Source organism: Amphritea atlantica (assembly GCF_018860855.1).
GTDB classification, from domain to species: Bacteria; Pseudomonadota; Gammaproteobacteria; order Pseudomonadales; family Balneatricaceae; genus Amphritea; species Amphritea atlantica_A.
The window spans coordinates 64,233-88,069 of record NZ_JAHKQE010000049.1 but is presented as its reverse complement, the minus strand read 5'-3'; the positions used below and the strand labels follow the sequence as shown (position 1 = coordinate 88,069).

Annotated in this window: 24 protein-coding genes; 15 read left to right on the top strand and 9 right to left on the bottom strand. The window is 48.9% G+C overall.

Annotated features, from left to right (window positions below; translation table 11 throughout):
• The first annotated feature begins 25 nt into the window (after positions 1 to 25).
• On the top strand, positions 26 to 1,255 hold the full coding sequence (locus tag KO512_RS20000; RefSeq protein ID WP_215954084.1) for a nucleoside recognition domain-containing protein: 1,230 nt from the start codon (positions 26 to 28) through the stop codon (positions 1,253 to 1,255).
• 35 nt (positions 1,256 to 1,290) lie between these two features.
• Here KO512_RS20000 and KO512_RS19995 read toward each other — a convergent pair whose 3' ends face one another.
• Positions 1,291 to 1,689 (bottom strand): acyl-CoA thioesterase, encoded by a 399-nt coding sequence (locus KO512_RS19995; protein ID WP_215954083.1) that lies wholly within the window; start codon positions 1,687 to 1,689, stop codon positions 1,291 to 1,293.
• A gap of 215 nt (positions 1,690 to 1,904) precedes the next feature.
• Between KO512_RS19995 and KO512_RS19990 the strand changes: the two genes are divergently transcribed.
• The 5 genes from KO512_RS19990 to phoU all read left to right on the top strand — a co-directional run bounded on the left by KO512_RS19990 (position 1,905) and on the right by phoU (position 8,642).
• Positions 1,905 to 2,876: a PstS family phosphate ABC transporter substrate-binding protein gene (locus KO512_RS19990; RefSeq protein WP_215954082.1), complete on the top strand. Its 972-nt coding sequence runs from the start codon at positions 1,905 to 1,907 to the stop codon at positions 2,874 to 2,876.
• A gap of 165 nt (positions 2,877 to 3,041) precedes the next feature.
• Complete coding sequence (locus KO512_RS19985) at positions 3,042 to 5,318, top strand: ABC transporter permease subunit (protein WP_215954081.1); 2,277 nt, start codon at positions 3,042 to 3,044, stop codon at positions 5,316 to 5,318.
• A gap of 26 nt (positions 5,319 to 5,344) precedes the next feature.
• Positions 5,345 to 7,033 (top strand): phosphate ABC transporter permease PstA, encoded by a 1,689-nt coding sequence (gene pstA, locus KO512_RS19980; RefSeq protein ID WP_215954080.1) that lies wholly within the window; start codon positions 5,345 to 5,347, stop codon positions 7,031 to 7,033.
• A gap of 24 nt (positions 7,034 to 7,057) precedes the next feature.
• Positions 7,058 to 7,891 (top strand): phosphate ABC transporter ATP-binding protein PstB, encoded by an 834-nt coding sequence (gene pstB, locus KO512_RS19975; RefSeq protein WP_215954104.1) that lies wholly within the window; start codon positions 7,058 to 7,060, stop codon positions 7,889 to 7,891.
• A gap of 16 nt (positions 7,892 to 7,907) precedes the next feature.
• On the top strand, positions 7,908 to 8,642 hold the full coding sequence (gene phoU, locus KO512_RS19970; RefSeq protein ID WP_215954079.1) for a phosphate signaling complex protein PhoU: 735 nt from the start codon (positions 7,908 to 7,910) through the stop codon (positions 8,640 to 8,642).
• A gap of 75 nt (positions 8,643 to 8,717) precedes the next feature.
• On the opposite strand, the gene KO512_RS19965 is transcribed toward phoU, so the two are convergent.
• Both KO512_RS19965 and KO512_RS19960 read right to left on the bottom strand, forming a co-directional pair.
• Positions 8,718 to 8,975, bottom strand: coding sequence for a hypothetical protein (locus tag KO512_RS19965; protein ID WP_215954078.1), 258 nt, complete (start codon positions 8,973 to 8,975; stop codon positions 8,718 to 8,720).
• Between the two features lie 318 nt (positions 8,976 to 9,293).
• Complete coding sequence (locus KO512_RS19960) at positions 9,294 to 9,869, bottom strand: DUF1415 domain-containing protein (RefSeq protein ID WP_215954077.1); 576 nt, start codon at positions 9,867 to 9,869, stop codon at positions 9,294 to 9,296.
• Between the two features lie 89 nt (positions 9,870 to 9,958).
• Here KO512_RS19960 and KO512_RS19955 point away from each other — a divergent pair, with 89 nt between their 5' ends.
• The 4 genes from KO512_RS19955 to phoR all read left to right on the top strand — a co-directional run bounded on the left by KO512_RS19955 (position 9,959) and on the right by phoR (position 13,527).
• A complete protein-coding gene (locus tag KO512_RS19955; protein ID WP_354667756.1) occupies positions 9,959 to 10,501 on the top strand; it encodes a chorismate--pyruvate lyase family protein in 543 nt (180 codons plus the stop codon).
• Positions 10,502 to 10,514: 13 nt separating this feature from the next.
• Positions 10,515 to 11,405, top strand: coding sequence for a 4-hydroxybenzoate octaprenyltransferase (gene ubiA, locus KO512_RS19950; RefSeq protein WP_436792286.1), 891 nt, complete (start codon positions 10,515 to 10,517; stop codon positions 11,403 to 11,405).
• A gap of 103 nt (positions 11,406 to 11,508) precedes the next feature.
• Entirely contained in the window at positions 11,509 to 12,204 is a 696-nt protein-coding gene (phoB, locus tag KO512_RS19945) for a phosphate regulon transcriptional regulator PhoB (RefSeq protein WP_215954076.1), read from the top strand.
• 9 nt (positions 12,205 to 12,213) lie between these two features.
• A complete protein-coding gene (phoR, locus tag KO512_RS19940) occupies positions 12,214 to 13,527 on the top strand; it encodes a phosphate regulon sensor histidine kinase PhoR (RefSeq protein WP_215954075.1) in 1,314 nt (437 codons plus the stop codon).
• Positions 13,528 to 13,610: 83 nt separating this feature from the next.
• On the opposite strand, the gene cysZ is transcribed toward phoR, so the two are convergent.
• Both cysZ and KO512_RS19930 read right to left on the bottom strand, forming a co-directional pair.
• Entirely contained in the window at positions 13,611 to 14,405 is a 795-nt protein-coding gene (gene cysZ / locus KO512_RS19935) for a sulfate transporter CysZ (protein ID WP_215954074.1), read from the bottom strand.
• Between the two features lie 28 nt (positions 14,406 to 14,433).
• Positions 14,434 to 14,658 (bottom strand): hypothetical protein, encoded by a 225-nt coding sequence (locus KO512_RS19930; RefSeq protein WP_215954073.1) that lies wholly within the window; start codon positions 14,656 to 14,658, stop codon positions 14,434 to 14,436.
• Positions 14,659 to 14,800: 142 nt separating this feature from the next.
• Between KO512_RS19930 and KO512_RS19925 the strand changes: the two genes are divergently transcribed.
• Positions 14,801 to 15,733 (top strand): NADP-dependent oxidoreductase, encoded by a 933-nt coding sequence (locus KO512_RS19925; protein WP_215954072.1) that lies wholly within the window; start codon positions 14,801 to 14,803, stop codon positions 15,731 to 15,733.
• Between the two features lie 54 nt (positions 15,734 to 15,787).
• Here the strand turns inward: KO512_RS19925 and KO512_RS19920 are convergent, their stop codons facing one another.
• On the bottom strand, positions 15,788 to 16,225 hold the full coding sequence (locus KO512_RS19920; RefSeq protein ID WP_215954071.1) for a hypothetical protein: 438 nt from the start codon (positions 16,223 to 16,225) through the stop codon (positions 15,788 to 15,790).
• Between the two features lie 279 nt (positions 16,226 to 16,504).
• Positions 16,505 to 17,101, bottom strand: a complete 597-nt coding sequence (locus KO512_RS19915; RefSeq protein ID WP_215954070.1) for a YjaG family protein — start codon at positions 17,099 to 17,101, stop codon at positions 16,505 to 16,507.
• 193 nt (positions 17,102 to 17,294) lie between these two features.
• Between KO512_RS19915 and KO512_RS19910 the strand changes: the two genes are divergently transcribed.
• Complete coding sequence (locus tag KO512_RS19910; RefSeq protein WP_215954069.1) at positions 17,295 to 17,849, top strand: TRAP transporter small permease subunit; 555 nt, start codon at positions 17,295 to 17,297, stop codon at positions 17,847 to 17,849.
• A complete protein-coding gene (locus tag KO512_RS19905; RefSeq protein ID WP_215954068.1) occupies positions 17,846 to 19,225 on the top strand; it encodes a TRAP transporter large permease in 1,380 nt (459 codons plus the stop codon). The genes KO512_RS19910 and KO512_RS19905 overlap by 4 nt, the downstream gene beginning before the upstream one ends.
• Before the next feature lie 70 nt (positions 19,226 to 19,295).
• On the opposite strand, the gene KO512_RS19900 is transcribed toward KO512_RS19905, so the two are convergent.
• On the bottom strand, positions 19,296 to 20,423 hold the full coding sequence (locus KO512_RS19900; protein ID WP_215954067.1) for a TRAP transporter substrate-binding protein: 1,128 nt from the start codon (positions 20,421 to 20,423) through the stop codon (positions 19,296 to 19,298).
• Positions 20,424 to 20,664: 241 nt separating this feature from the next.
• Between KO512_RS19900 and KO512_RS19895 the strand changes: the two genes are divergently transcribed.
• Together KO512_RS19895 and KO512_RS19890 are read left to right on the top strand one after the other, a co-directional pair.
• Positions 20,665 to 21,546 (top strand): MurR/RpiR family transcriptional regulator, encoded by an 882-nt coding sequence (locus KO512_RS19895; RefSeq protein WP_215954066.1) that lies wholly within the window; start codon positions 20,665 to 20,667, stop codon positions 21,544 to 21,546.
• A gap of 210 nt (positions 21,547 to 21,756) precedes the next feature.
• Positions 21,757 to 21,975: a PA3496 family putative envelope integrity protein gene (locus KO512_RS19890; RefSeq protein ID WP_215954065.1), complete on the top strand. Its 219-nt coding sequence runs from the start codon at positions 21,757 to 21,759 to the stop codon at positions 21,973 to 21,975.
• Positions 21,976 to 22,031: 56 nt separating this feature from the next.
• Here the strand turns inward: KO512_RS19890 and KO512_RS19885 are convergent, their stop codons facing one another.
• Positions 22,032 to 23,522: an FMN-binding glutamate synthase family protein gene (locus tag KO512_RS19885; protein WP_215954064.1), complete on the bottom strand. Its 1,491-nt coding sequence runs from the start codon at positions 23,520 to 23,522 to the stop codon at positions 22,032 to 22,034.
• Positions 23,523 to 23,837: the final 315 nt, after the last annotated feature.

The window sequence follows — 23,837 nt, the reverse complement described above, 5'->3', positions numbered from 1 at the left end:
TTGAAACAGCCTGAGAGGAAGCGGAATGTTACACAGAATCTGGCTTGGTTTTTTTCTGCTCGCTTTTGCGGGTGGTTTATACCAATGGCTGATCGGTGGCGATAGCGCTGTCTTTCAGCGAATGGTGCAGTCCACCTTTGATATGTCTAAGCTATCCGTTGAGCTGGCACTGGGACTGATTGGTACACTGGCCTTCTGGTTAGGCATTATGAAACTGGCCGAAGCTGCCGGCTTAATCACCAAGCTGGCCAACGGTCTTAGTCCACTGTTTACCCGCCTGATGCCGGAAGTCCCAAAAGGAGACCCAGCAATCGGCTCAATGACCATGAACCTATCGGCCAATATGCTTGGACTAGATAATGCCGCCACCCCGCTCGGGCTCAAGGCGATGCAGGATCTACAACGCTTAAACCCCGATAAGAGCCGCGCTACGGATGCCCAGATTCTGTTTCTGGTACTCAATACCTCGTCCGTGACCCTGTTTCCCATCACCGTGTTTCTCTATCGAGCCCAGCAGGGCGCGACCGACCCAACTTCCGTCTTTATTCCCATTCTAATCGCCACCTGTAGCTCGACACTGGCCGGTTTATTGGCGGTGGCATGGGTACAAAAAATTCGTCTCTGGGAGCGGGTCACTCTGCTCTACTTGGGTGGCTTTTTTGCCCTACTGCTCGCGTTTATTGGCTATTTCGCCACCCTGACCGTGGCACAGTTACAGCAACAGTCATCCTTGATCGGTAATCTGATGATTTTCAGCGCCATTATCTGCTTTCTCGGGGCGGCCCACCTGAAAGGGGTGAATATTTACGAAACCTTTGTGGAAGGCGCGAAGGAGGGATTTTCGGTCGCCATCATGATTATCCCCTATCTATTGGCGATGCTGGTGGCCATCGGTGTGTTTCGCGCCAGCGGCGTGATGGATGGGGCGATCTGGCTGCTGCGCGAAGGGATCTCACTGCTCGGGATCGATACCCGCTTTGTCGATGCACTACCTACCGCGCTGATGAAACCGCTGAGTGGTTCAGGGGCCCGTGCGATGATGCTCGACACCATCAACACTCATGGCGTCGATTCTTTTGCCGGGCGGGTAGCCGCGATTATTCAAGGCTCAACGGAAACCACTTTTTACGTACTGGCGGTTTATTTCGGCTCAGTCGGTATTCGCCATACCCGCCACGCACTCAGTTGCGGGCTCACCGCCGACTTCGTGGGCATTATCAGTGCTATTTTGGTGGGCTATTGGTTCTTTGGCTAAGCAATACCGCACGCTAAAAGCACAAGTTGAGCCGATTAATGGCCGAAATCGAGTGCCCGAATATGTCCGTGCCCATCAATAGCCACCTGAACGCATTCGGTTTCAGACACCTTACGCAGGTCGCGGCCATCAGGACAACAGCCCCACACTTCAACCTTGATACGCAATGAACTGGTGCCCTGCTCTTTGATCCGCGTGTAAAAACTCAGAATAGTGCCCTCAAGCACTGGTGCCATAAAGCTCATTGCACCAATGGAAACCGTTGCCACCCGCCCTTCGGCGACTTCACCCGCACGAATTTCAGCGGCAAGTACCGCCTGTGATGCAACCCAGCCACCATATACATCGCCAAACATGTTAGCCGCCGCACCGGAGGCAGGACAACGCAGGCTAAGTTCGCCTTCGGGTTTGAGCAATGTCTTATCGGTATTCATATCAGGTTCCAAGATCCAATTATTGTTATCAGCACGTATTTTACTATTAACTACCCGACATAGGTCTAGCTAAAATATGAGTGATTACTATTCCAGACCGATAAAAAATGTTTCGCGCTGTCACATCACTGTCACACAAGCCGCTTATATTTCCATCATCGAATTAACACTGAACGTTTAAAAGCGAATTCAAACCATACTCTGTGGAGCTTGTAATGAAACCAATGAAGAAAATTTTTGCAGCCGTTGCCCTAGCAACAACTTGCATGACTGCATCTGCATCCGATCTGCTGGATCCAAACCTACCAACCTACACCAAAGCATCTGGCGTTTCCGGTAACCTGTCTTCTGTTGGTTCAGATACACTGGCTAACCTGATGACCATGTGGGCTGAAGAGTTCAAACGTAACTACCCTAACGTCAATGTTCAGATTCAGGCTGCTGGTTCTTCTACTGCACCACCAGCGCTGACTGAAGGCACTTCAAACATCGGTCCAATGTCTCGTAAGATGAAAGACAAAGAACTGGGCGCATTTGAAAAGAAATTTGGTTATAAACCAACGCCAGTTGCTGTTGCTATCGATGCTCTAGCCGTTTTCGTTAACAAAGATAACGCTATCGAAGGTCTAACGATTCCTCAGGTTGATGCCATCTTCTCTTCCACTCGTAAGTGCGGACTACCTGAAGAAGTGAGCAAATGGGGTGATGTAGGCGCTACCGGTTCTATCGCCACGCAAGGCTTCCAGATCTTTGGTCGTAACTCTGTATCCGGTACTTACGGCTACTTCAAGAGCAAAGCTCTGTGTAAAGGTGACTTCCGTGACAATGTAAACGAGCAGCCAGGTTCTGCCTCTGTTGTACAGTCTGTATCAACTTCGCTGAACGGTATCGGTTACTCAGGTATCGGTTACAAAACATCCTCTGTCCGTGCTCTGCCACTGACTAAAAAAGCCGGTACACCTTTCGTTGCGGCTTCACCAGAAAACGCACTGAACGGTTCTTACCCACTGGCGCGTGCTCTGTATGTTTACGTCAACAAGAAACCAGGCCAGGACCTAGCACCATTGGAACGTGAATTCCTGAAAATGGTTATGGCTAAAGTCGGTCAAGAAGTGGTTGTGAAGGATGGTTACATCCCTCTGCCAGCGGCTCTGGTTGAAAAGCAGATGAAAGAACTGGGCCTATAATTGAGTCTTTAGCTTTGCGCCTCTCCCGAGGCTCATGCATCACATAAAAAGGAGCCCACTAGGGCTCCTTTTTATGTCTAAAGCTTTTATTACCGCTTTGTAACATTTCTGTCATCATTTGCGTTTATCTTGGCGCCATAACTTTTATCATTGTAGAAATTTGTCATGAGTATAGAGAACAGCTCCGTTATTCCTGATCTGGATTTTAATACGCCGGCAGCACGCCGTGGACGTAAACTCCGGGCACTCAAAGACAAGGTGGCCAGCGTTGGCATCGGTCTCGGTGGCGTCAGCGTCATCATCGCGATCCTTTTGATCTTTTTCTATCTTCTTTATGAAGTCATACCGATGTTTCGTTCGGCTGAAGTTCAGCCTTGGGTACACAACGATCAGGTTGTTGAGCCTTATGCGGTTCCCGGTGCTGGAAAAACGCTTTATATGGCGATGGAAGAGCAAGCTGAGATCGGCATTCGGGTTACCGATCAGGGCAATATTATCTTTTTTAGTACGACCTCTGGTGAGGTGATTAAAAGCATTCAAGCCTCACTGCCCGTCGGTGCAACCATTACCAGCTTCGCCATGGTATCCGAGAACAGCCGTATGTTTGCTCTCGGACTCAGTAACGGCCAAGCGCTGGTCTTCAAGCATACCTATAAGTCGACCTATCCAGATGGTAAGCGGGTTATTCTGCCGAATATTGCCTACCCTTTGGGTGAACAGCCTATCGATGTCGCATCAACGGCTTTAGAGCATCTGACCATCAGCGGTAGTGAAGGCAGCTATGCACTCATCGGCGGCAATCAAGAAAATCTACAGGCGATCTTTATCTCGCAAACCGAGAACATGTTTACCGGTGACGTAGAACTCGAAGAGTCGACGACTAAACTGCCAGATCTCGGTATTAAGATTAAAAAAATGCTGCTCATGCCAGATCTTGCTTGGTTATTTGTTGCCGGCGAGAGTGGCAAAATGGCGGTGGTAAATCTGCGTAATCAAGATGCGCCCGTCATTACCCAAGTATTACAAGCTTCATCTAGCAAAATCACCACCTTTGACCTACTCCTTGGCGGCAACGCGCTTCTGTTGGGTAACGCCGAGGGTGACGTCTCAGAGTGGTTCTTGGTGCGTGATGATCAAGGCGAGTGGCAGATGACTAAAATCCGCTCATTCGATACGGGCAATACCTCCGTTTCAGATTTAGCGATTGAGCACCGCCGTAAAGGCTTCGCTACTATTGATGCCGCCGGTGAACTACGCCTCTATAACACCACCGCCAACGTCAATGTCTTGGCCGAAAAAGTCGCACAAGCGAACGCATCGATGATCACGCTCGCACCTCGAGCTAATGCGGCCCTGATTGAAGAAGGTGGCAAATTAACACTGCTGCATATCGATAACGAACATCCTGAAGTGTCTTGGAGTTCACTCTGGGGCAAAGTCTGGTATGAAGGTTATGAGGAACCTAAATATGTTTGGCAGTCTTCGGCAGCCAACAACGACTTTGAGCCCAAATTCAGCCTAATGCCGCTCGCCTTCGGCACCCTGAAAGCCGCTTTCTATGCGATGATACTCGCTACACCCTTAGCGATCTGTGGCGCGATCTACACGGCTTACTTCATGGTGCCGACGCTACGCCGTAAGGTGAAACCCTTTATCGAGTTAATGGAAGCCCTCCCCACCGTTATCCTAGGTTTTCTTGCTGGCCTCTGGTTGGCACCGTTCATGGAGGAAAACTTACCCGGTATCTTTGTCACCTTGCTCATGATACCTCTGGCCGTATTAGCCTTTGCCTATGCTTGGGCGCAGATGCCTAAACAGATTCGTTGGCTGGTGCCCGATGGCTGGGATGCCCTACTCCTGATTCCTGTCATTATGCTAGCGACCTGGTTCAGTATCTCTATTAGTCCCTCGATTGAGCTGACGCTATTTGACGGCAATATGCGCCACTGGCTCACGAATGACTTAGGTATCGCTTACGATCAACGTAATGCCATGGTCATCGGTATTGCCATGGGCTTTGCCATCATTCCGACTATTTTCTCCATCACCGAAGATGCCATCTTTGCCGTACCAAAGCATCTGAGTTATGGCTCACTAGCACTCGGAGCAACACCGTGGCAAACCCTGACACGGGTGGTGATACCGACCGCAAGCCCAGGTATTTTCTCGGCCGTGATGATCGGTATGGGCCGAGCCGTCGGTGAAACAATGATCGTGCTGATGGCGACCGGTAATACACCGATTATGGACGCCAATATTTTTGAAGGGATGCGTACGCTAGCGGCGAATATCGCTGTCGAGATGCCGGAATCTGAAGTCGGCAGTACTCACTACCGAATTCTCTTCCTAGCCGCCTTTGTGCTGTTTATGTTCACCTTTGCCGTTAACACGATGGCAGAAGTGATACGTCAGCGGCTACGCAATAAATATGGCTCCCTGTAACCTGGGCTGTTGAGGAAATAACAGATATGAACATCTCAGTAAAAGAATGGTTTAAATCCGGTTCACCCTGGGTATGGCTGAATGCCGGTGCAGTTGCGATCAGCCTGATTATGGTGGTCGGCCTGCTAGGGCTAATTGCCGTACGTGGCCTGAGTCACTTCTGGCCAGCCGACATTGTTCAGGGCACTTATACCGTCGATGGACAGTCTAAAACGATTGCCGGTGAGGTTGTCGAAACCAATGAAGTGCTCACTAAACAGTTGATTGAAGCGGGTATTAAAATTCCGGATGATACTGAATTTTCTACCCGACATCTGTTGAAAGTCGGTAACCGTGATGTGTACGGCTCTGACTTTAGCTGGGCGCTGGAACAGTTTTTCACAGACCAATCGAAGCCCGCCATGCTCTTCACCGCTGAACGACGGGAATGGGGTAACCTTTATGGTTACCTCCGCTCGCTCAAAGAGTCAGGTAAAGAGATCGCCCGTGTCGATGGTTATGATCAGTCAGCGGAATATATTGCCTTATGGGCAGAGCTTGATAAGCGCGTTGAACGTGCCTTGAAAATTCGTGAAGATATTTTAGTCATTGAGAAGCATGAGATCGGTGCTATCAATTACGAGTTGGAGCGTCTACGTTTGAAAGAACGAGGCTTACAACTCGATAATGTGACCGATCAGGCGCCATACGCAGCAATCAATCAGCGTCGTAAAGAGCTCGATGCTGCTTATGAAGGAATGCAACAACGTTTGCTAGACCTTTATACACAGATTAACCGGGACGCCTTAACCGCAGAAGTGGCCGGCGGCAAAGTTGTTGAGATTCAGCTGGCTAAAATCGTGCGTATATTCCGCCCTAACGCGATGAATACTGGAGAGAAAATGCTCCATTATGCGGCTAAACTCTGGGAGTTTGTGAGTGATGAGCCCCGCGAAGCGAATACCGAAGGGGGTATATTCCCCGCTATCTTCGGCACCGTGATGATGGTGTTGCTGATGTCGTTGCTGGTGACTCCTTTTGGCGTTATCGCCGCGGTTTATCTGCGCGAATATGCTAAACAGGGCTTTGTCACCCGACTCATCCGTATCGCGGTCAATAACCTCGCCGGTGTACCCTCCATTGTTTATGGTGTATTCGGCTTGGGCTTCTTTGTTTACTTTCTTGGCGGCAATATTGATGATCTATTTTTCGCTGCCGCTAAGCCTGCCCCGACCTTTGGTACGCCAGGTCTAATGTGGGCCTCCCTGACCCTAGCACTGCTGACGGTACCGGTGGTGATTGTGGCAACAGAAGAAGGCCTCAGCCGTATTCCTCGAGCATTGCGTGAAGGTAGCCTAGCGCTCGGCGCAACCAAGTTTGAAACACTGATGAAAGTGGTTTTACCGATGGCAAGCCCAGCGATGATGACCGGTGTTATCTTGGCGATTGCTCGGGCGGCCGGTGAAGTGGCCCCGCTAATGCTCGTGGGGGTTGTTAAGCTAGCGCCTAGCCTACCTTTAGATGGTAACTACCCGTTCATCCATCTGGATCAAAAATTTATGCACCTGGGTTTTCACATCTATGATGTGGGCTTCCAGAGCCCCAATGTTGAAGCAGCTCGGCCGCTCGTTTATGCCACCGCTCTGCTGCTGGTTTTGGTTATCGCACTGCTGAACATGTCAGCCATTGCTATCCGTAACCATTTACGCGAAAAATACAAAGCGCTTGAGATGTAAGCCGAACACTAGATAGGTTTAATGATGACTATGGAAGCTAAGACCCATTCAATCGATATTTCCGCTCTTCAGCGCCAGAATCAGAGTCTGCGCCTTGAAGATGAGACCATTGCCCTGACAGTGCGTGATCTCGAGCTATTCTATGGCGACAAACGTGCCCTGCACGGCGTCACCATGGATATCCCTAAAAATCGGGTGACTGCCTTTATCGGCCCATCCGGTTGCGGTAAATCCACCCTGTTGCGCTGCTTTAACCGGATGAACGATCTGGTTGATAGCTGTCGTATCGAAGGCCAGATGAGCCTATATGGACAAAACATCTATGAACGCGGTGTGGATGTTGCTGATCTACGTCGTCGTGTTGGCATGGTGTTTCAGAAACCCAACCCATTTCCGAAAAGCATCTACGAAAATGTTGCCTACGGTCTGCGGATTCAGGGTATTAACAAAAAACGTGTCATCGACGAAACCGTTGAGTGGGCGTTGAAATCCGCCGCTCTCTGGGATGAAGTCAAAGATCGTCTGCACGAGAGCGCTTTAGGCATGTCCGGCGGTCAGCAGCAACGTCTGGTCATCGCCCGTACTATCGCGGTGAAACCAGAGGTCTTGTTGCTGGATGAGCCAGCATCCGCACTGGATCCGATCTCAACACTGAAGATCGAAGAGCTGATCAACGAATTAAAGAAAGACTTTACCATCGTGATCGTCACCCACAACATGCAGCAAGCGGCTCGGGTGTCTGATTACACCGCCTTTATGTATATGGGCGATCTGATCGAATTCGGGGTAACAGATCGTCTGTTTACCAATCCAGAAAAGAAACAAACCGAAGACTATATTACCGGTCGTTACGGTTAATTAGGGGAGAATTATAGTGAGTTACGAACAGGACCGTCATAGCAATCACATCTCCCAGAGCTTCAATGAAGAGCTGGAGCAGATCCGCACCGAGTTGCTAACCATGGGAGGCCTCGTTGAACGTCAACTGAGCGAGGCCGTAGAAGCATTGGTCACGGGTGATACCGATAAGGCTGAACAAGCCCGCAAAAGCGATCAGGGCATCAATGATATGGAGATGATGATCGATGAACAGTGCACGCTGATTATCGCCCGTCGTCAACCTGCCGCCGCCGATCTACGGCTGATTATCTCCGTCAGTAAAGCGGTTAGCGACCTCGAGCGCATCGGCGATGAAACCAGCCGCATCTGTCGCTATGCCATTGAACTGGCGGATGATGGCAAAAATGTCCGCGGCTTCCAAGAAGTCCGGCATATCGGCAACTTGGTACGTGATATGTTACAGAACTGCCTCACAGCCTTTGCCCGCAGCGATGCGGAGATGGCCTATAAGGTGGCTAAGCAGGATAAAGAAGTCGATTCTGAGTATCGCACCGCAATGCGCTCATTGATGACCTACATGATGGAAGATCCACGCTATATCACTAGCATCATGAATGTCATGTGGATATTACGTAGTATTGAGCGGATTGGTGATCATGCCCGTAATATGGCGGAACATCTTATCTATCTGGTAAGCGGCACGGATGTGCGACATAGCAGCTTGAAAGAGATTAAACGGACAGTCCGCGAAGTCGAACATAAGAAGTAAATCGTATCATTCGATAAATCAAAGGCAGCCTTCGTGCTGCCTTTTCTATTTCACGACGCGTTAGATCAAGTGCCCTTAGTCATCAAAGACACAGATGCGCAAACCAATCTTCCCACCAGCAACCGGCTCAGCCGTGAGTAAAAACCCATGCGCATGAAACTTACCGGTATTTTTTAACTCGGGCATGATCTCTGACGGTAAAGTACCACCACTCCAGCCCGGCACTAGCTGTTTCATCGAGATCAAAAATATGCCGTCAAGGTCCCACAAATCACCTTGCATATCACAAACGGCTTCACCCACTTTACGCGATGAGTGACGCTTATTTCCCATATTCTGGGAGCCCCTCTTTAGATCAACTGACACGCCTTCATCCTACATTGGTTATCTCTCGTTCGGCGTACAACTTATCTCGCTGAGCATTATTATTTTGACGCAGCATTACCTGATTTCAGACGCAGATGCTGCTCAGAAATTTTAACGTAGTTCGCCGCTATCGGGTACTCAAGATAGCCAGATTAGCCAACATATATGGGGGATAAGGCCGATTTTGATGAATTTTTATGCGGATAGAAAAACAAGTGACGTGCCACAAATCCTCACACAAAGAGCACCGACAATTGAGGCACGAAGAAAGCGTTATCAATCGATCTAGCAATAATCGGCAAAAGGCGGAAAACGTTTAATGAGAGCCTCTCGGCCTAACGCTCTTAACCGTTGAATATTTCGCTCTGGAATCTGTTCTGGATGTGAATAGTGCGCCAATGCCCGACTCATCTCAGCCTCTCGGATAATATGAAAGGTTGGCCAAGGTGCTCGATTGCTCCAATGGCTGAGATCATCTTCCGCCACCCCCGCAAAGAGATAACCTGGATGAAAGCTAGCCAATTGCAGTACGCCCTCTAAACCCGCCTCTTGCAGTAAGTTTTCAAACAACTGCAGCTGATCGAGGTAATCATAGAAATCTGCCAGCCCCGTCGGCACAATGAACAGTGTGGTTGATAGCGATTGCTCATCGGCCTCAACCAATCGCTCAACCTCAGCCAAAAAAGCCGCGACCAGCGCTTCGCCACCTTCAGCCTCCGTCACCGCATAACGCAGCGAATGATCCTTGACCACTGGGGCGGCAAAGGGGCATAGATTCAAACCGACAACCATGCTCTCGACCCACTGACGGGTCAACTGTTCTACCTGTTCCGCTGAATAGACTTGCTGCGTTTTAACCATACTTTCCACTTAATCCTGAGCGATGCAAACCAATACTTTTACCTCCGGTTAGGGTACTATACGGCCACTTTTTTTGCTGAGAAATTATTGTGCCTGTCGCTCTCAATCAGAACCGTTTTGCTACCTGTTGGCATGCCTTAAAACGCCCTGCAACAACCGATGCGCCGCGTATCTGGCGAAAATGGCTATTGGATGAAGGCTCGTTAACACAGCATCTGATCCACGCCAGTCAGGGTGATTTTAGAGTCAAAGTGCTACGCCAATGTTGGGGACGGCCCAGCCGCGCTGAAGCTCAAGCGCTAAAAATCCCAACACGACAAAAAGTGCTGATTCGGGAAGTCCAATTACTTGGCCATAATCAGCCTTGGGTTTTTGCCCGAACCATTATTCCAGCCTCCACTCTGACCGGTAAACAGCGCAAACTCCATACCCTCGGAACTCGCTCACTGGGAAGTATTTTATTTCGTGACCCCACCATGAAACGCTCCCCTCTAGAGATCAGCCGCATATCGCTGAGCAATGGCGAAACCACTTGGGCACGCCGCTCGTTGTTCTACTTAGCGAATAAACCTCTTCTTGTTGCTGAAGTTTTCCTGCCAGCGTTGCAACAGGTAAACTATCGGCACAAATAACGATGGATCATTAATGATGCAACCCGGTACTCAAAACACTAGCCCCGCTTGGCAGAAGTTGAAAGCCTGTGGCGACCTTATGCGAATCAGCAAACCGATCGGCAGTTTTCTGCTGCTGTGGCCGGCCCTCTGGGCTCTATGGATTGCCGCTGAGGGCATTCCTTCATACGGCTTGTTGTTTATTTTCATTCTGGGAACATTCCTGATGCGCTCCGCAGGCTGTGTCATCAATGATTTTGCCGACCGCAATATTGATGCTCATGTAAAGCGAACGGCACAACGCCCGCTACCTGCCGGTAGAATCTCTGCCAAAGAAGCCTTAATACTGTTTGTTGTTCTACTGCTGGCCTCTTTTGCGCTCGTACTATTTACCAATACCACCACCGTCTATCTATCGATAGGCGCCGTTATTCTCGCGTTCTGCTATCCCTTTATGAAACGCTACACCCATCTACCGCAGGTGGTATTGGGTATGGCGTTTTCTTGGGCTGTACCTATGGCCTTTAGTGCGACCCTTGGTGAAGTACCACTCATCAGTTGGCTCATTTATACCGCAGCGGTTATCTGGACCGTGGTGTATGACACCATGTATGCCATGGTCGACCGGGACGATGATATTCGTATCGGGGTTAAATCCACCGCCGTGTTATTCGGCGATATGGATAAAGTGATTATCGGCATATTGCAGCTACTCACCCTGATTATTTTGCTTATGGTTGGCGCTCAATTACATCTATCGATCTGGTTCTATCTCGGTGTGACGGTGATGGCGGGACTCTTTATCTATCAGCAATACCTCATCAGAGAGCGTCAGCGGGAAGCTTGTTTTACCGCCTTTCTCAACAACAATTATGCGGGGATGGCGGTTTTTATCGGCCTATTTCTGCACTACCTAACCATTTAAAAACAAATACTCTTGCATGGCGGACGACTTTGTCATATTTCTGTAACAGTTTCATAATCTAATGACCGTCTTAATACATTATAAATAAATGAGGTGATTGGTCATGACGTCGGGTAAACGCGTTCTGATTGTTGATGACGAGGCTCCGATTCGCGAGATGATCGCTGTTGCACTCGAAATGGCTGGATACGATTGTGTCGAAGCGGATTCCGCACAAGCCGCGCATCCAATGATTGTAGATTGTAAACCAGATATGGTTTTACTGGATTGGATGATGCCTGGCATTAGCGGGATCGAATTCGCACGGCGTCTGCGAAAGGATGAGATGACAGCGGATATTCCCATCATCATGCTAACCGCTAAAACCGATGAAGATAATAAGATCCAAGGACTGGAAACCGGTATTGATGATTATATCACTAAGCCCTTCTCCCCTCGGGAACTGGTTGCCCGATTGAAAACCGTACTGCGACGCACCACGCCGAAAGGTATCGAAGAGCCGATTACAGTCGATGATTTAACCCTAGATCCGGTATCCCATCGGGTGAGTTCTGAACTCAAGCCACTGGAACTTGGGCCAACAGAGTTTCGCCTACTACAGTTTTTCATGACCCATCAAGATCGTGCCTACACCCGTAGCCAACTGCTTGATCTAGTATGGGGCGGTAACGTCTATGTCGAAGAGCGTACTGTTGATGTTCATATCCGGCGGCTGCGTAAGGCACTCGGCGAACGCCATGACTATCTAATCCAAACCGTTCGCGGTACGGGTTACCGCTTTTCATCCCAGTCAGCCTGAGCCTGACTGATGTACAATTCCGGCCATTCAATCACCAGCAATCTTGCGCTCACCGCAACGGTTAGCTTAGTGGTTGGCTTTGTTATCGGCTATCCCGGATGGACGCTAGCACTGGCGCTACTGGGCTGGGCCCTGTATCAAGTTAAGCAGTTTAATCGCTTGCAGCAGTGGCTCATGCGTAGCGACCATACCGATGTGCCTGAAAGCCGAGGTTATTGGGGCGAACTGTTCGACGAACTGTCCAGAGATCAAAAGCGTCAGCTGTCACGAACCCAATCGCTACGCAACGTCATCCACCGCTTCCAGCAATCATCCGCCGCCCTGAGTGATGCCATCGTGATTATCGATGCGCAGAACCACTTGGAATGGTGGAATCGAGCCGCCGAAAAGCTACTCGGCATGAAAGCCCAGACAGATCGGGGCCGCTCGGTGATGAACTTGCTACGCGATCCGCGCTTTGTGCGTTATTACCGTAAAAATATGTATGACGACCCTCTGCAGCTAACCTCGCCGATTCAGAAAGATATGGTGCTCGAATACCGCATTACCCGTTTCGGTGCCGGTGATCGTATTCTCGTTGCCAGAGACATCTCTCGCCTTAAACAACTGGAGCAAACCCGTCAGGATTTCGTCGCCAACGCCTCTCACGAGCTGCGCACACCACTCACCGTGATCCGTGGCTATCTTGAGACCTTTCTCGACCAAGATCTGCCACGCCCGCTACAACGCGGCCTGAGTCAGATGGAGAGTCAATCTCGGCGGATGGAAAATCTCGTTGCGGATCTGCTGCTGTTATCCCGCTTGGAAACCAGCGCCCACGTCGCCGATGAGCTACCGATCCCTCTCCACGCTATCGTCACCCGTATCCGCGAAGATGGCCTCGTGCTAGGGCAGGACAAAAACCAGACAATTAAACTGGATCTAGAAAACAGCAGCACCCTGTTAGGTCAGGAATCCGAGATTTATAGTGCGATCTCGAATTTAGTATTCAATGCGGTGCGCTACACCCCGGCGAAAGGGACGATCAAACTACGCTGGTGGACCGATAAAGAGGGTGGCCACTTCGCGGTACAAGATAACGGGCCCGGTATCGACAGCATCCACCTTCCTCGATTACAGGAACGCTTTTATCGGGTTGATGAGAGCCGCTCATCTGACAGTGGCGGCACCGGCTTAGGCCTAGCAATCGTCAAACATGTGATGCTGCGACACGGTGGTAAGCTGACGATCAGTAGCCATCTAGGCAAAGGCAGTACCTTCACCTGTCACTTCCCGAATGAACTGATCATCCCCGCCGACGTCGAAGAAACCGAACAAGACTAACGATACCCAAGGTTCACGCATAAAAAAACGCACCCTAACGAGTAGGTGTGCGCTTTGAGTTAATCGGTCAATTTAACCCCTGATTAACGCTTATCGTCCAGTTGCTCCTGACCCATTAGACCGCTTAAATCAATCTCACTGCCATTGGTATACTCTTCAACCCAAAAGATAGTCGCACCCACAACAGCCGCTGGCATCAGCAACAGATTAAGCAACGGAACCATCATTCCCAACGAGATCAAACCACCGAAGCCCAAAGAGGTAAAACGACGCTGCTTAAGGGAATCTTTCATCTGTCGAAAGCTGACTTTATTATTATCCATCGGATAATCACAGTACTGAATCGCCATCATCCAGCAACCAAACAGGAATAATAAAATAGGTGCAATCATGCCCAGCACCGGAATAAAAGCCAAAATGATCAAGAAGAGTAGGCGCGGCAGATAGTAGACCAGCTTAGAAAGCTCTCGAGCGATCGTCCGCGGAATCAACGCCACGATCTCTTTCCAGCCCGAGTCGGTCACCGTTACACCGCGCAGCCGCTGCTCTACTTTCTCCGATAGAATGCCATTAAACGGGGCGGCAATAATATTCGCCACCACACTGAAGCTGTAATACACCAAAATCAGCACGAGTCCCGCAATCAATGGCCACAACAGATAGCGTAAAAATTGTAGCCAGTCCCAATCCGGTAAGATAGCGCTCAGCAGGTAATCGATCCAATAGCCCATCTGATCAAACAACAACCAAATAGCACCGGTGAAAATAAAGATATTAATTAACAACGGTACCACGACAAAGTGTCGGATCCCTTTTTCTGGCAACATAGCCAAGCCGCGCAATAAAAAATTTGCGCCGCGTAATGGATTTCCTTTCATCTTTCCCTCAATTGATTAACGATCCGAATCAGGCAAAAAAGTGGTTACAAAAACGTACGATAACGGCTAGCAGCATCATCGATAAGCCGACCCGGTTAATCATAAACTCTCGTTTAGTAAAGTTAATGGTTGCCTGCCAAAACACCAGTATCGATTTCACATCACTGGTTCGCAGAACATAGAGTATCAGTGACACCAAAAAGACACCAAACCCTACCATCATTAACAGCTGTTCCAACACCGCCAGAGTCATTTTTTTATCACCATCAATTACTATTTAGGATGCTAAGATTAACAGAAATAAACTGCATTAGTGGTGGCTTTAGCCTATAACTTTATGTGCAGATCAAAACCGCCTACGAATAAAAATCACCCATCATTCACCGGAGTCTCTTATGCATACAATATCAATACATCAGTTTGGTGGCCTTGATGAGCTGATCTACAGTAAACAATCTCGACCTCAGCCAGCTTCTGGCGAAGTATTGGTTAAAACAGCCGCTGTTGGGGTTAACCCCATCGACTGGAAAACCTGCTCCGGTGGCGGGGCCAGCAGCTTTATTAAAGAGATGCCCTTTATTCCCGGTTGGGAGTTTTCGGGCATTATCGAAGAGGCAGGCGATACCGATTTTAAAAAGGGTGACGCCGTATTCGGTATGATCCGTTTCCCTCAGCCAGCCGGTTGTTATGCCGAATATATTGCCGCCCCAGCAGACCAGATAGCCAAACTGCCCGATGCTGTCGACCTTGTTACCGCCGGAGGCTTGCCAACAGCCAGCTTAACCGCTTGGCAGGCGCTGTTTGATAAAGGCGAATTGAAAGCCGGTCAGCAAGTATTGATATTGGGTGCTGCGGGCGGCGTCGGTCATCTCGCGGTTCAGCTCGCTCAATGGGCTGGAGCTCAGGTATCAGGCACCGCCTCATCACATAATCATGAACTTCTGGCGTCTCTCGGTTGTAAACAGACCATCGACTACCGCCATCAAAGCCTCACTGAGTATACCAATAGTTTTGATCTCGTGATCGACTGTGTCGGTGGAGAAACCGGCATCCAAGCCCTGCCCTGTCTCAAACCCGACGGTATTCTCGTAACGCTGCCATCGGTGACTAAAGATCAGGTTATCGCTGCAGGCAAGGCGCAAAGACGCCGAGTCGAAGCGATTCGTTGTGAACCCTCGGCCGAACAATTGCATAAAATTGGTGAGTTAGTGGCCGACGGACAACTTAAACTACAGGTTGGTAATACCTTTGCACTGGAGAACGCCGCCGATGCATTCGCACTGAGTCAGAGTGGTCACGTTTGCGGCAAACTTATTTTGACCATCTAGGAAGTAAAAAGGTAAGGCCGTTTAAGCGACCTTACCTTTCCTGTTGACTGTTTATTACCCAGCGCTCGCGCTACACAGTTGCTGTTGCTGGCGCATGATCAAACGGCAACCTTTCGCCAGAAAGCCCTGTTCAATACAGCGGTCTTTAACCCAGGCTTTATCATCCTCGGTCGGTTTCTCATGGTAAGGCGGGATATCGTTACACACCGTTGCCGATGGCTGACTCTGCTGCCAACAGGCTTTAAAGAAGGTGCCACCACCCACCGTGCAGCGGTATTCAGAATCATCGCAATGTTCAACCCGCTGCAATGCCATAGAAACACAACCTTGCTGATCGGTCGTTTCACCAGCGGAGATACCCGCCTGACGCTGCCTATTAAGCATCTCTTGATGCTCTTCATTCCAGCCTTCGAGCCACTGAGGTGCATTCAACCAACTATAGACAGCCCCCACAATGACCACCAACAACAGGCCCAACCAAAAACGTCGCATAATCGAAAAATCCTTTTATTCAGCGGCCTCGGACATAAAGGCCGAAAAGACAACAGCAAAAACCAACCGCAGAGGCCAGCATAGTTAAATTAACAAACAGAGGATTTCGGGCAGCAAAAGGAACAAACGCGTGACTGCTATTCATATCACAAACAGATGCGTGATAGTCAAACGAGCCACCCGCTGATAAACACGCATTAACGTCGCTCAGCTCCGACCAGAATACACCCATCAACACGACACCCGGCAGAATCAATAACAATAAACCCAAGCGCAGCATTATTCTTCACTAACCCCGATATTGCTGATGCCATCATTAGCCGATAACACTTTCAGCTGCTTGATCAATCCAGCACTGGCATTTTTAACACCGGCAAGACGCTGAATGACTTCTTCTTGAAAACTCTCTTCCTGCAGCATCATATCGTGATCACCGATGTAGCGTAGCAACGCTTCATCAGACATATCCGTATCGGCGGTTACTTCAATAAAGGTCGCAACACATTCCAGTGATAGATGACCTACATTGGCTGCATCAGTACGGTTAGGCTCTAATAAACAGTTGATGGCTAAGTCTAACGCCACCATCGCATCCAGCGCAGGTGAGGCACCATACATTTCAAAGATATCGAGATCCGGCATATTGGCTTCAACATTCGCCTGCTGAACCTCAAAATTCATCGTCGCACCGGTGTTTCCCAGCTTATTCCACACACCATCAATGATACTGCGCACCTGATCACGATCACCAAAATCAAGCAGGGTTGAAAACAGCGCAAAGTTAGGAAACATACGCTCTGCGATAGCAACCGAGAAAGCACTTAACTGCCAGCCATCGAGCGCTTTAAGCTCTTTTTCTAGCGACCATTGTGACATCAGATAAACTCCAAAACTCTATTTTCCCCTATTGTACAGCGCCGAAATCATTTTGCAGCTGTTATACGGGATTGAAAGATTCCGGCATTAAACCACTTTTATCCGGCTTCTCAAGCATTAATCCTCTGATTCGCTATCTCTTTTTATTGTATACTCCCCCGCTGAATTGCAAGCACCTAGCGGAAGATGAACCATGAATGACAAAAATCCTCTCGCGACCCTCGTAAAAGGACTGGATTGCTTCAGCGAATGGACTGGGCGCAGTATTGCCTGGCTGACGCTGCTGATGGTACTGGTGACCTTTATTGTCGTTGTGATGCGTTATGTTTTAAACATCGGCAATGTCCAATTACAAGAGTCTATTATCTACATGCATAGCTTTGTCTTCCTCCTCGGGGCTGGCTATACACTCAAGCATGACGGGCACGTACGGGTCGATATTTTTTATCGGCCATTAAGTGAGCGCGGCAAAGCTATCATCAATCTTATTGGTATTTTGATGCTGCTATTACCCGTATCCGTCTTTATTTTTTGGATCTCTTGGGATTATGTCGCCTTCTCATGGCATACCATGGAAGGTTCACAAGAAGCGGGCGGTATTGAAGCGTTATACCTTCTAAAAACCTCGTTATTAATTATGCCAGTACTAATGATTTTACAAGGCATCGCCGAACTCGGACGTAATATTCTCGTCTTAACCGGGCAGGCACACCTGATCGATGAGGACTCTCAGGAGCATCCAATATGATAGAACTTCTCCCTCTGCTGCTATTTTTCGGCGCTATTTTTGTTCTTCTACTCGGCTACTCCGTTGCTTATTCACTGGCGGGCACCGGTCTTATTTTTGCGGCAATCGGCATTATGACCGGTCATTTTGAAGCGAGCTTCCTTGAAGCCGTACCAAACCGCTTATTTGGTATTATGAATAACTCGGTATTGATCGCCGTGCCTCTGTTTGTCTTCATGGGAGTGATGCTAGAGAAATCCAAAATCGCGGAAGATCTGCTCGATACCATGGCCACATTGTTTGGCCCTGTTCGAGGTGGTTTAGGTATATCCGTCACTATTGTCGGTATGTTACTGGCCGCCAGTACCGGTATCGTGGGAGCGACCGTCGTCACCATGGGCCTGCTTTCGTTGCCAACCATGCTACGTCGCGGATATGATCCAGGTGTTGCTACAGGCACCATCTGTGCCTCCGGTACACTGGGACAGATTATCCCGCCATCGATCGTGCTGGTATTACTAGGGGATGTTATCTCGTCGGCCTACCAACAATCGCAACTGGACCAAGGTATTTATTCACCAAAAACCGTCACGGTGGGTGATCTTTTCCTCGGTGCGCTGCTGCCCGGCCTTCTCTTGGTAAGCGCCTATATCTCTTACCTCATATTTAAAGCGATCTTCCACCCAACAACCGTGCCAGCCATTCCCAAAGAAGAACGGGATGCCGTAGACAACCTATTTCAGCGCGTTCTCTTTGCTCTGCTTCCGCCCGTGTTTCTCGTGGGTTTGGTGTTAGGCTCTATTCTAGGTGGCTGGGCGACTCCGACAGAGGCCGCGTCAGTGGGTGCTTTGGGCGCTATCCTGTTAGCCATGATGCGTCGCTGCTTCACCTTACAAATTCTGAAAGAGGTGATGCGCTCCACGACTCAAGTCAGCTCGATGGTGTTTATCATCCTCGTGGGCGCTTCAATCTTTTCACTGGTGTTCCGTGGTTTTGGCGGTGATGATCTGGTGCGTAACTTCCTAACCGACCTACCGGGTGGGGTGTTTGGTGCTGTTGCACTCGTCATGTTGGTGATTTTCTTACTCGGCTTCTTCTTGGACTTTATCGAGATCACCTTCGTGGTCGTGCCGATTGTTGCCCCGATACTACTCGCCATGGGACTCGATCCTATTTGGCTTGGCGTCATGATCGCCCTTAACCTGCAAACCTCGTTCCTGACACCGCCGTTTGGCTTTGCTCTCTTTTATCTTCGTGGTGTAGCACCCGCCAGTATTTCAACTATGCAGATCTACAAAGGAGTTATTCCCTTTATTATGATTCAGTTAGTTGCATTGATGGCACTGGCACAATGGCCAGCCCTAGCGACTTGGCTACCCCATCTGGTCTATGGTTAAACTCACGGAGCTTAACCGCACGACAGACATAAAAAAACCCGCTAATTAGCGGGTTTTTTTATAGCGCAAATCAATTCATTGAACGAGCATTGAGATAAGCCTGTTCAGAAACCGCATGCCACTTAATCGACTGTTCGCGGAACTTCACAAACGAATCGTATACTTTTTGTGACATCGGATCTTTTGCTGCTTCTTCAGCAACAACTTCAGCCGATAACGTTCTAAGCTCTCTAAGTACATCATCAGGGAACTTACGTAATTCAACGCCTTCTTCGTCCACTAACTGCTGCAATGCCTGATTATTCTTCGTCGTGAAATCAGCCAACATATTTTGGTTAGCGATGCGTAGCGCACTACGTACAATCAACTGCAGATCCGCTGGCAATTTCTCAAAAGCTTCTTTGTTAATGAAACACTCCTGAGTGGTGCCTGGCTCATGCCAGCCTGGGTAATAATAGAATTTAGCGGCTTTATGCAGACCAAATGCTAGATCGTTATAAGGCCCAACCCATTCGGTTGCATCGATAGCCCCAGACTGCAGCGACGGGAAGATTTCACCACCGGACAGTAATACTGGTGTACCACCCGCACGCTTAAGCACTTCACCACCTAGCCCAGGGATCCGCATTTTCAAACCGTTTAGATCGGCAACGCTGTTAATCTCTCGGTTAAACCAGCCACCCATCTGCACGCCGGTGTTACCCGCAGCACCAGGAATCAGACCAAATTCAGCATACGCTTCTTCCCAAAGCTCCATACCGCCACCTTGGTAAAGCCAAGCGTTCATCTCTTGAGCCGTTAACCCAAACGGAACCGCAGCAAAGAATTGCGCCGCACGGATTTTGCCTTTCCAATAGTAAGAAGCGCCATGACCCATTTCCGCAGTACCACGGGAAACAGCATCAAAAATTTCCAACGCACCAACCAACTCGTTAGCGCCATACACTTTGACATGAATCCGACCACCGGACATCTGGCCAATCAATTCAGCCAGTTCATTGGCACCCGTACCCAAAACAGGGAAATTCTTCGGCCAAGCCGTTACCATTTTCCATTCAACGGTTTCCGGTTTTTCTGGCATAGCAGCAGCGGGCTGTGCACAATCAGCAGCCACCGCTTCTTTTTCCTCAGTACAGGCCGCTAAACCTGCAGCAGCGACCCCTAAACCGAGGACTTTGACAATATCACGACGTTTCACAAGGCTTCTCCATATTCGTCATTCTAATTCTATCGGTATCTAACGTTATTGTATGTTTTTTAATGAGCCCTTGAACATAGCACCAAGTTATAATAGCTGCAATTTCAAATAGTAAGCAAAGGCCCGAAGTTTTGTTTTCGCAAACATAAAATGCAGCAATAATGATAGAGCCATTTATTCTATTGCTCGGAATTACTGATATACTCTTTCTGTTACGCATAATCAGAAAACGGAAACCAGTTTGCAGTCGCTTAATCTACTTAAATCTATCGCTGATGCTAAACCCAGTCTGCGAAAATCAGAACAAAAAGTTGCTGATTACGTCTTGGAAAACCCTTCCGACGTTATTCATATGCGGATTGTCGATCTAGCCTCAGAAGCGAATGTGAGCGAGCCTACTGTTGTCCGTTTTTGTCGGGCACTTAATTACGATGGTTTTCAGGATTTCAAACTGACGCTGGCCCAAGGGCTGGCAAGTAATGCCAACTTTGAGCAGTTCTCTCTTAATACGAAAGATACCGTCAGTGAGTTTAAGCAGAAGATTTTCGATTCGACCGTCGGCAATATGATGCGAGTCAGAGAAGAACTCGACGCCAACACTCTAGAAGAAGCGATTAACGCCATCGCTAGCACAAACCGGTTAGAGCTATACGGTTTTGGCGCCTCAGCACCCGTGTGTAATGATGCCCAACATAAGTTTCACCGGCTTAAAATTGCTGCGTCGGCCTACTCCGATCCACATATGCAGATGATCTCTGCGACAACGCTCACTGAACGGGACGTGGTTATTGCTATCTCCCAAACCGGCCGGACCAAAGATCTGTTACATGCAGTAAAACTGGTTAAAGATGCCGGTGTAACCGTTATCACCCTCTGCCCGAGTAACACCCCGCTGTCTGATTTAGCCAGTATCGCTATCCATATTGATCTTGAAGAAGATAAAGACCTCAGCACACTGATGTCATCCCGAGTGGTACACCTCGTCGTTATCGATGTGTTGGCGGTCGGTGTTGCCATGAAGCTCGGACCGGGCTTGTTGGATCATCTCAAAACGATCAAACGTAGCCTTAAAAGCCTGCGCCAGAACGATAAACGCCTCCCTTTACGCAAGCCTGAAGAATAAATCGCCCCCCGTTTTCCTATTTCTGTAACACTTGTACGGCAAGATCAGTATCCGTTAGCGCCTCCGCTTAGGCCTATAATTTATTGATATTCTCTTTTGAGTGTTATAAAAAAGAGATTCCCTGTTAATCAGAAATGCTAAACGGCCTGTTAGTCTCTTCACTTAAACGGCTTTCAGGTAAGCTTTGCAGAAGGTGTAGGAGTCATTGCGATGCTTATACGAAAAGACCAGGATCTAAACGAAATCCAAACCAAAATCTTCGATATCATCGTTGGTATTGATGAGCATGAAAAGCAAGCTAAACAAAAACAAGCCAGCCAAAAAAGCTTATCCGTTAGACGCGCCATTGAAGAGCGCAGACAACGAAAAGAACTCGAATATCAAATTAATGATGAACGTTGGTTCGATGACCTCGTCGATGAAGCCTAAACTCACCACATAAAAAAGCCTGCATCGAGTGCAGGCTTTTTTACATCCCGTAAAGACTATACCTCGGGGTAAAGCACATCCAACGGTACTGACCGGCCACTATCAACCACCATCGCCGCATGCTTACGTTTCAGCTTTCTCGGCTCAGGCACGCCACAGGAGTGCGCGATCATCTCTAACTCTTTAACCATATTGTTGTGATAGTGAGTCACCCGCACCGCTTTATCTTCAGGCACTAAGCCCCGCTGCAGATCTTTATTGTGGGTGGTGATCCCCGTCGGACAGGTATTCTTATTGCACTGTAATGCTTGAATACAACCGAGGGCGAACATAAAGCCTCGAGCACTGACACAGAAATCCGCCCCCATACACAGGGCTGCTGCTACATCCGTTGGGTTAATGCACTTACCTGACGCGATCACTCGCACACGTTCACGCAAGCCGTACTTAATCAGTTTGTTCACCAAGATTGGCAAGCTCTCCCGCAATGGCAGACCCACACTGTCCATCAACGGCATCGGTGCCGCACCGGTTCCACCATCACTGCTATCAAGAGTGATAAAGTCCGGCGCCTGTTCAAGCCCCCGAGCAACCACTCGCTGACAAAACTCATCCAACCAACCGGTCGAGCCCAGCACTAACTTAAAGCCCACCGGCTTGCCGGTTACTTCGCGAATATGGCTGACCATATCCAACAGGTCATCCGCCGAATCAACCTCGACATGACGATTCGGGCTGATCGAAGCAACCCCTTCGGGTATGCCACGAATAGCACCAATCTCTGCGGTGACTTTCGCCCCTGGTAACATGCCACCTTTGCCAGGTTTAGCTCCCTGACTCAGTTTAATCTCAAACATCCGCACCTGTTTATAGGCTGCCTTTTCTCTAAGTTTTTCGTCACTCAGCAAACCGCGCTCATCACGCATACCATATTTAGCTGTACCGATCTGACAGACGATGTCGCAGCCTCCTTCGAGGTGATAAGGCGATAGACCCCCTTCACCGGTGTTCATCCAACAGCCCGCTTCCCGAGCACCATTCGAAAGCGCCAGAATCGCAGGCTTAGAAATCGCCCCAAAGCTCATACCGGAAATATTAAAAAAGGATTTAGCGTCGTATGGCTGGCGACAGAAAGGCCCGATCTGTAATGGCTGATTTTTCACTGCATCCTCTTCCAAGGTTGGAAATGGGCAGTTAAGAAAGTAGTAGGTTCCGGGGGTACGCAAATCACGACTAGAACCAAAGGCGATAGTGTTATCAATATTCTTGGCCGCCCGATAGCACCAACTGCGCTGGGCCCGGTTAAATGGCATCTCTTCACGATCCATCGCAAAGAAATACTGCCGAAAGAACTCACCTAGGTGTTCAAACATATAACGGAAACGACCAAACAGCGGATAATTGCGTCGGATGGTTTGTTTCGTCTGATTTTTATCAATCTGATAAATAATCAGCCCTGCAATCAGCCCTCCAATAATGGTCAACAGCAGAATGCCGCCAAGAATTGCTACGAAATTAATCGCAAAGCTGCTGACGGGATCAGTCATGTTCCATACTCCTTGTTATTGTCTATCGGCACGTATATACCTCAGCGCCAATCCTATCCTGTTAGACCGTCATTGCCTACGGCTGCAATCATCATTTTGTGCCATCTAGCGATGAGGATTCCATTCCAGAACCCTGATGATGATAGCCAACTTAGACACGGTTATCGCTTTTTAAATCAGGCATTAACCAACAAGCCAATCATGATGGTCGGCGTTACCTGAGTAATTTCCTTATTTAATCCACAATCTATCCATGGTTATATTGCATTTGGAGCCCATAATTCATTATTAGAGAGGAATTTAATCTGCATCTAG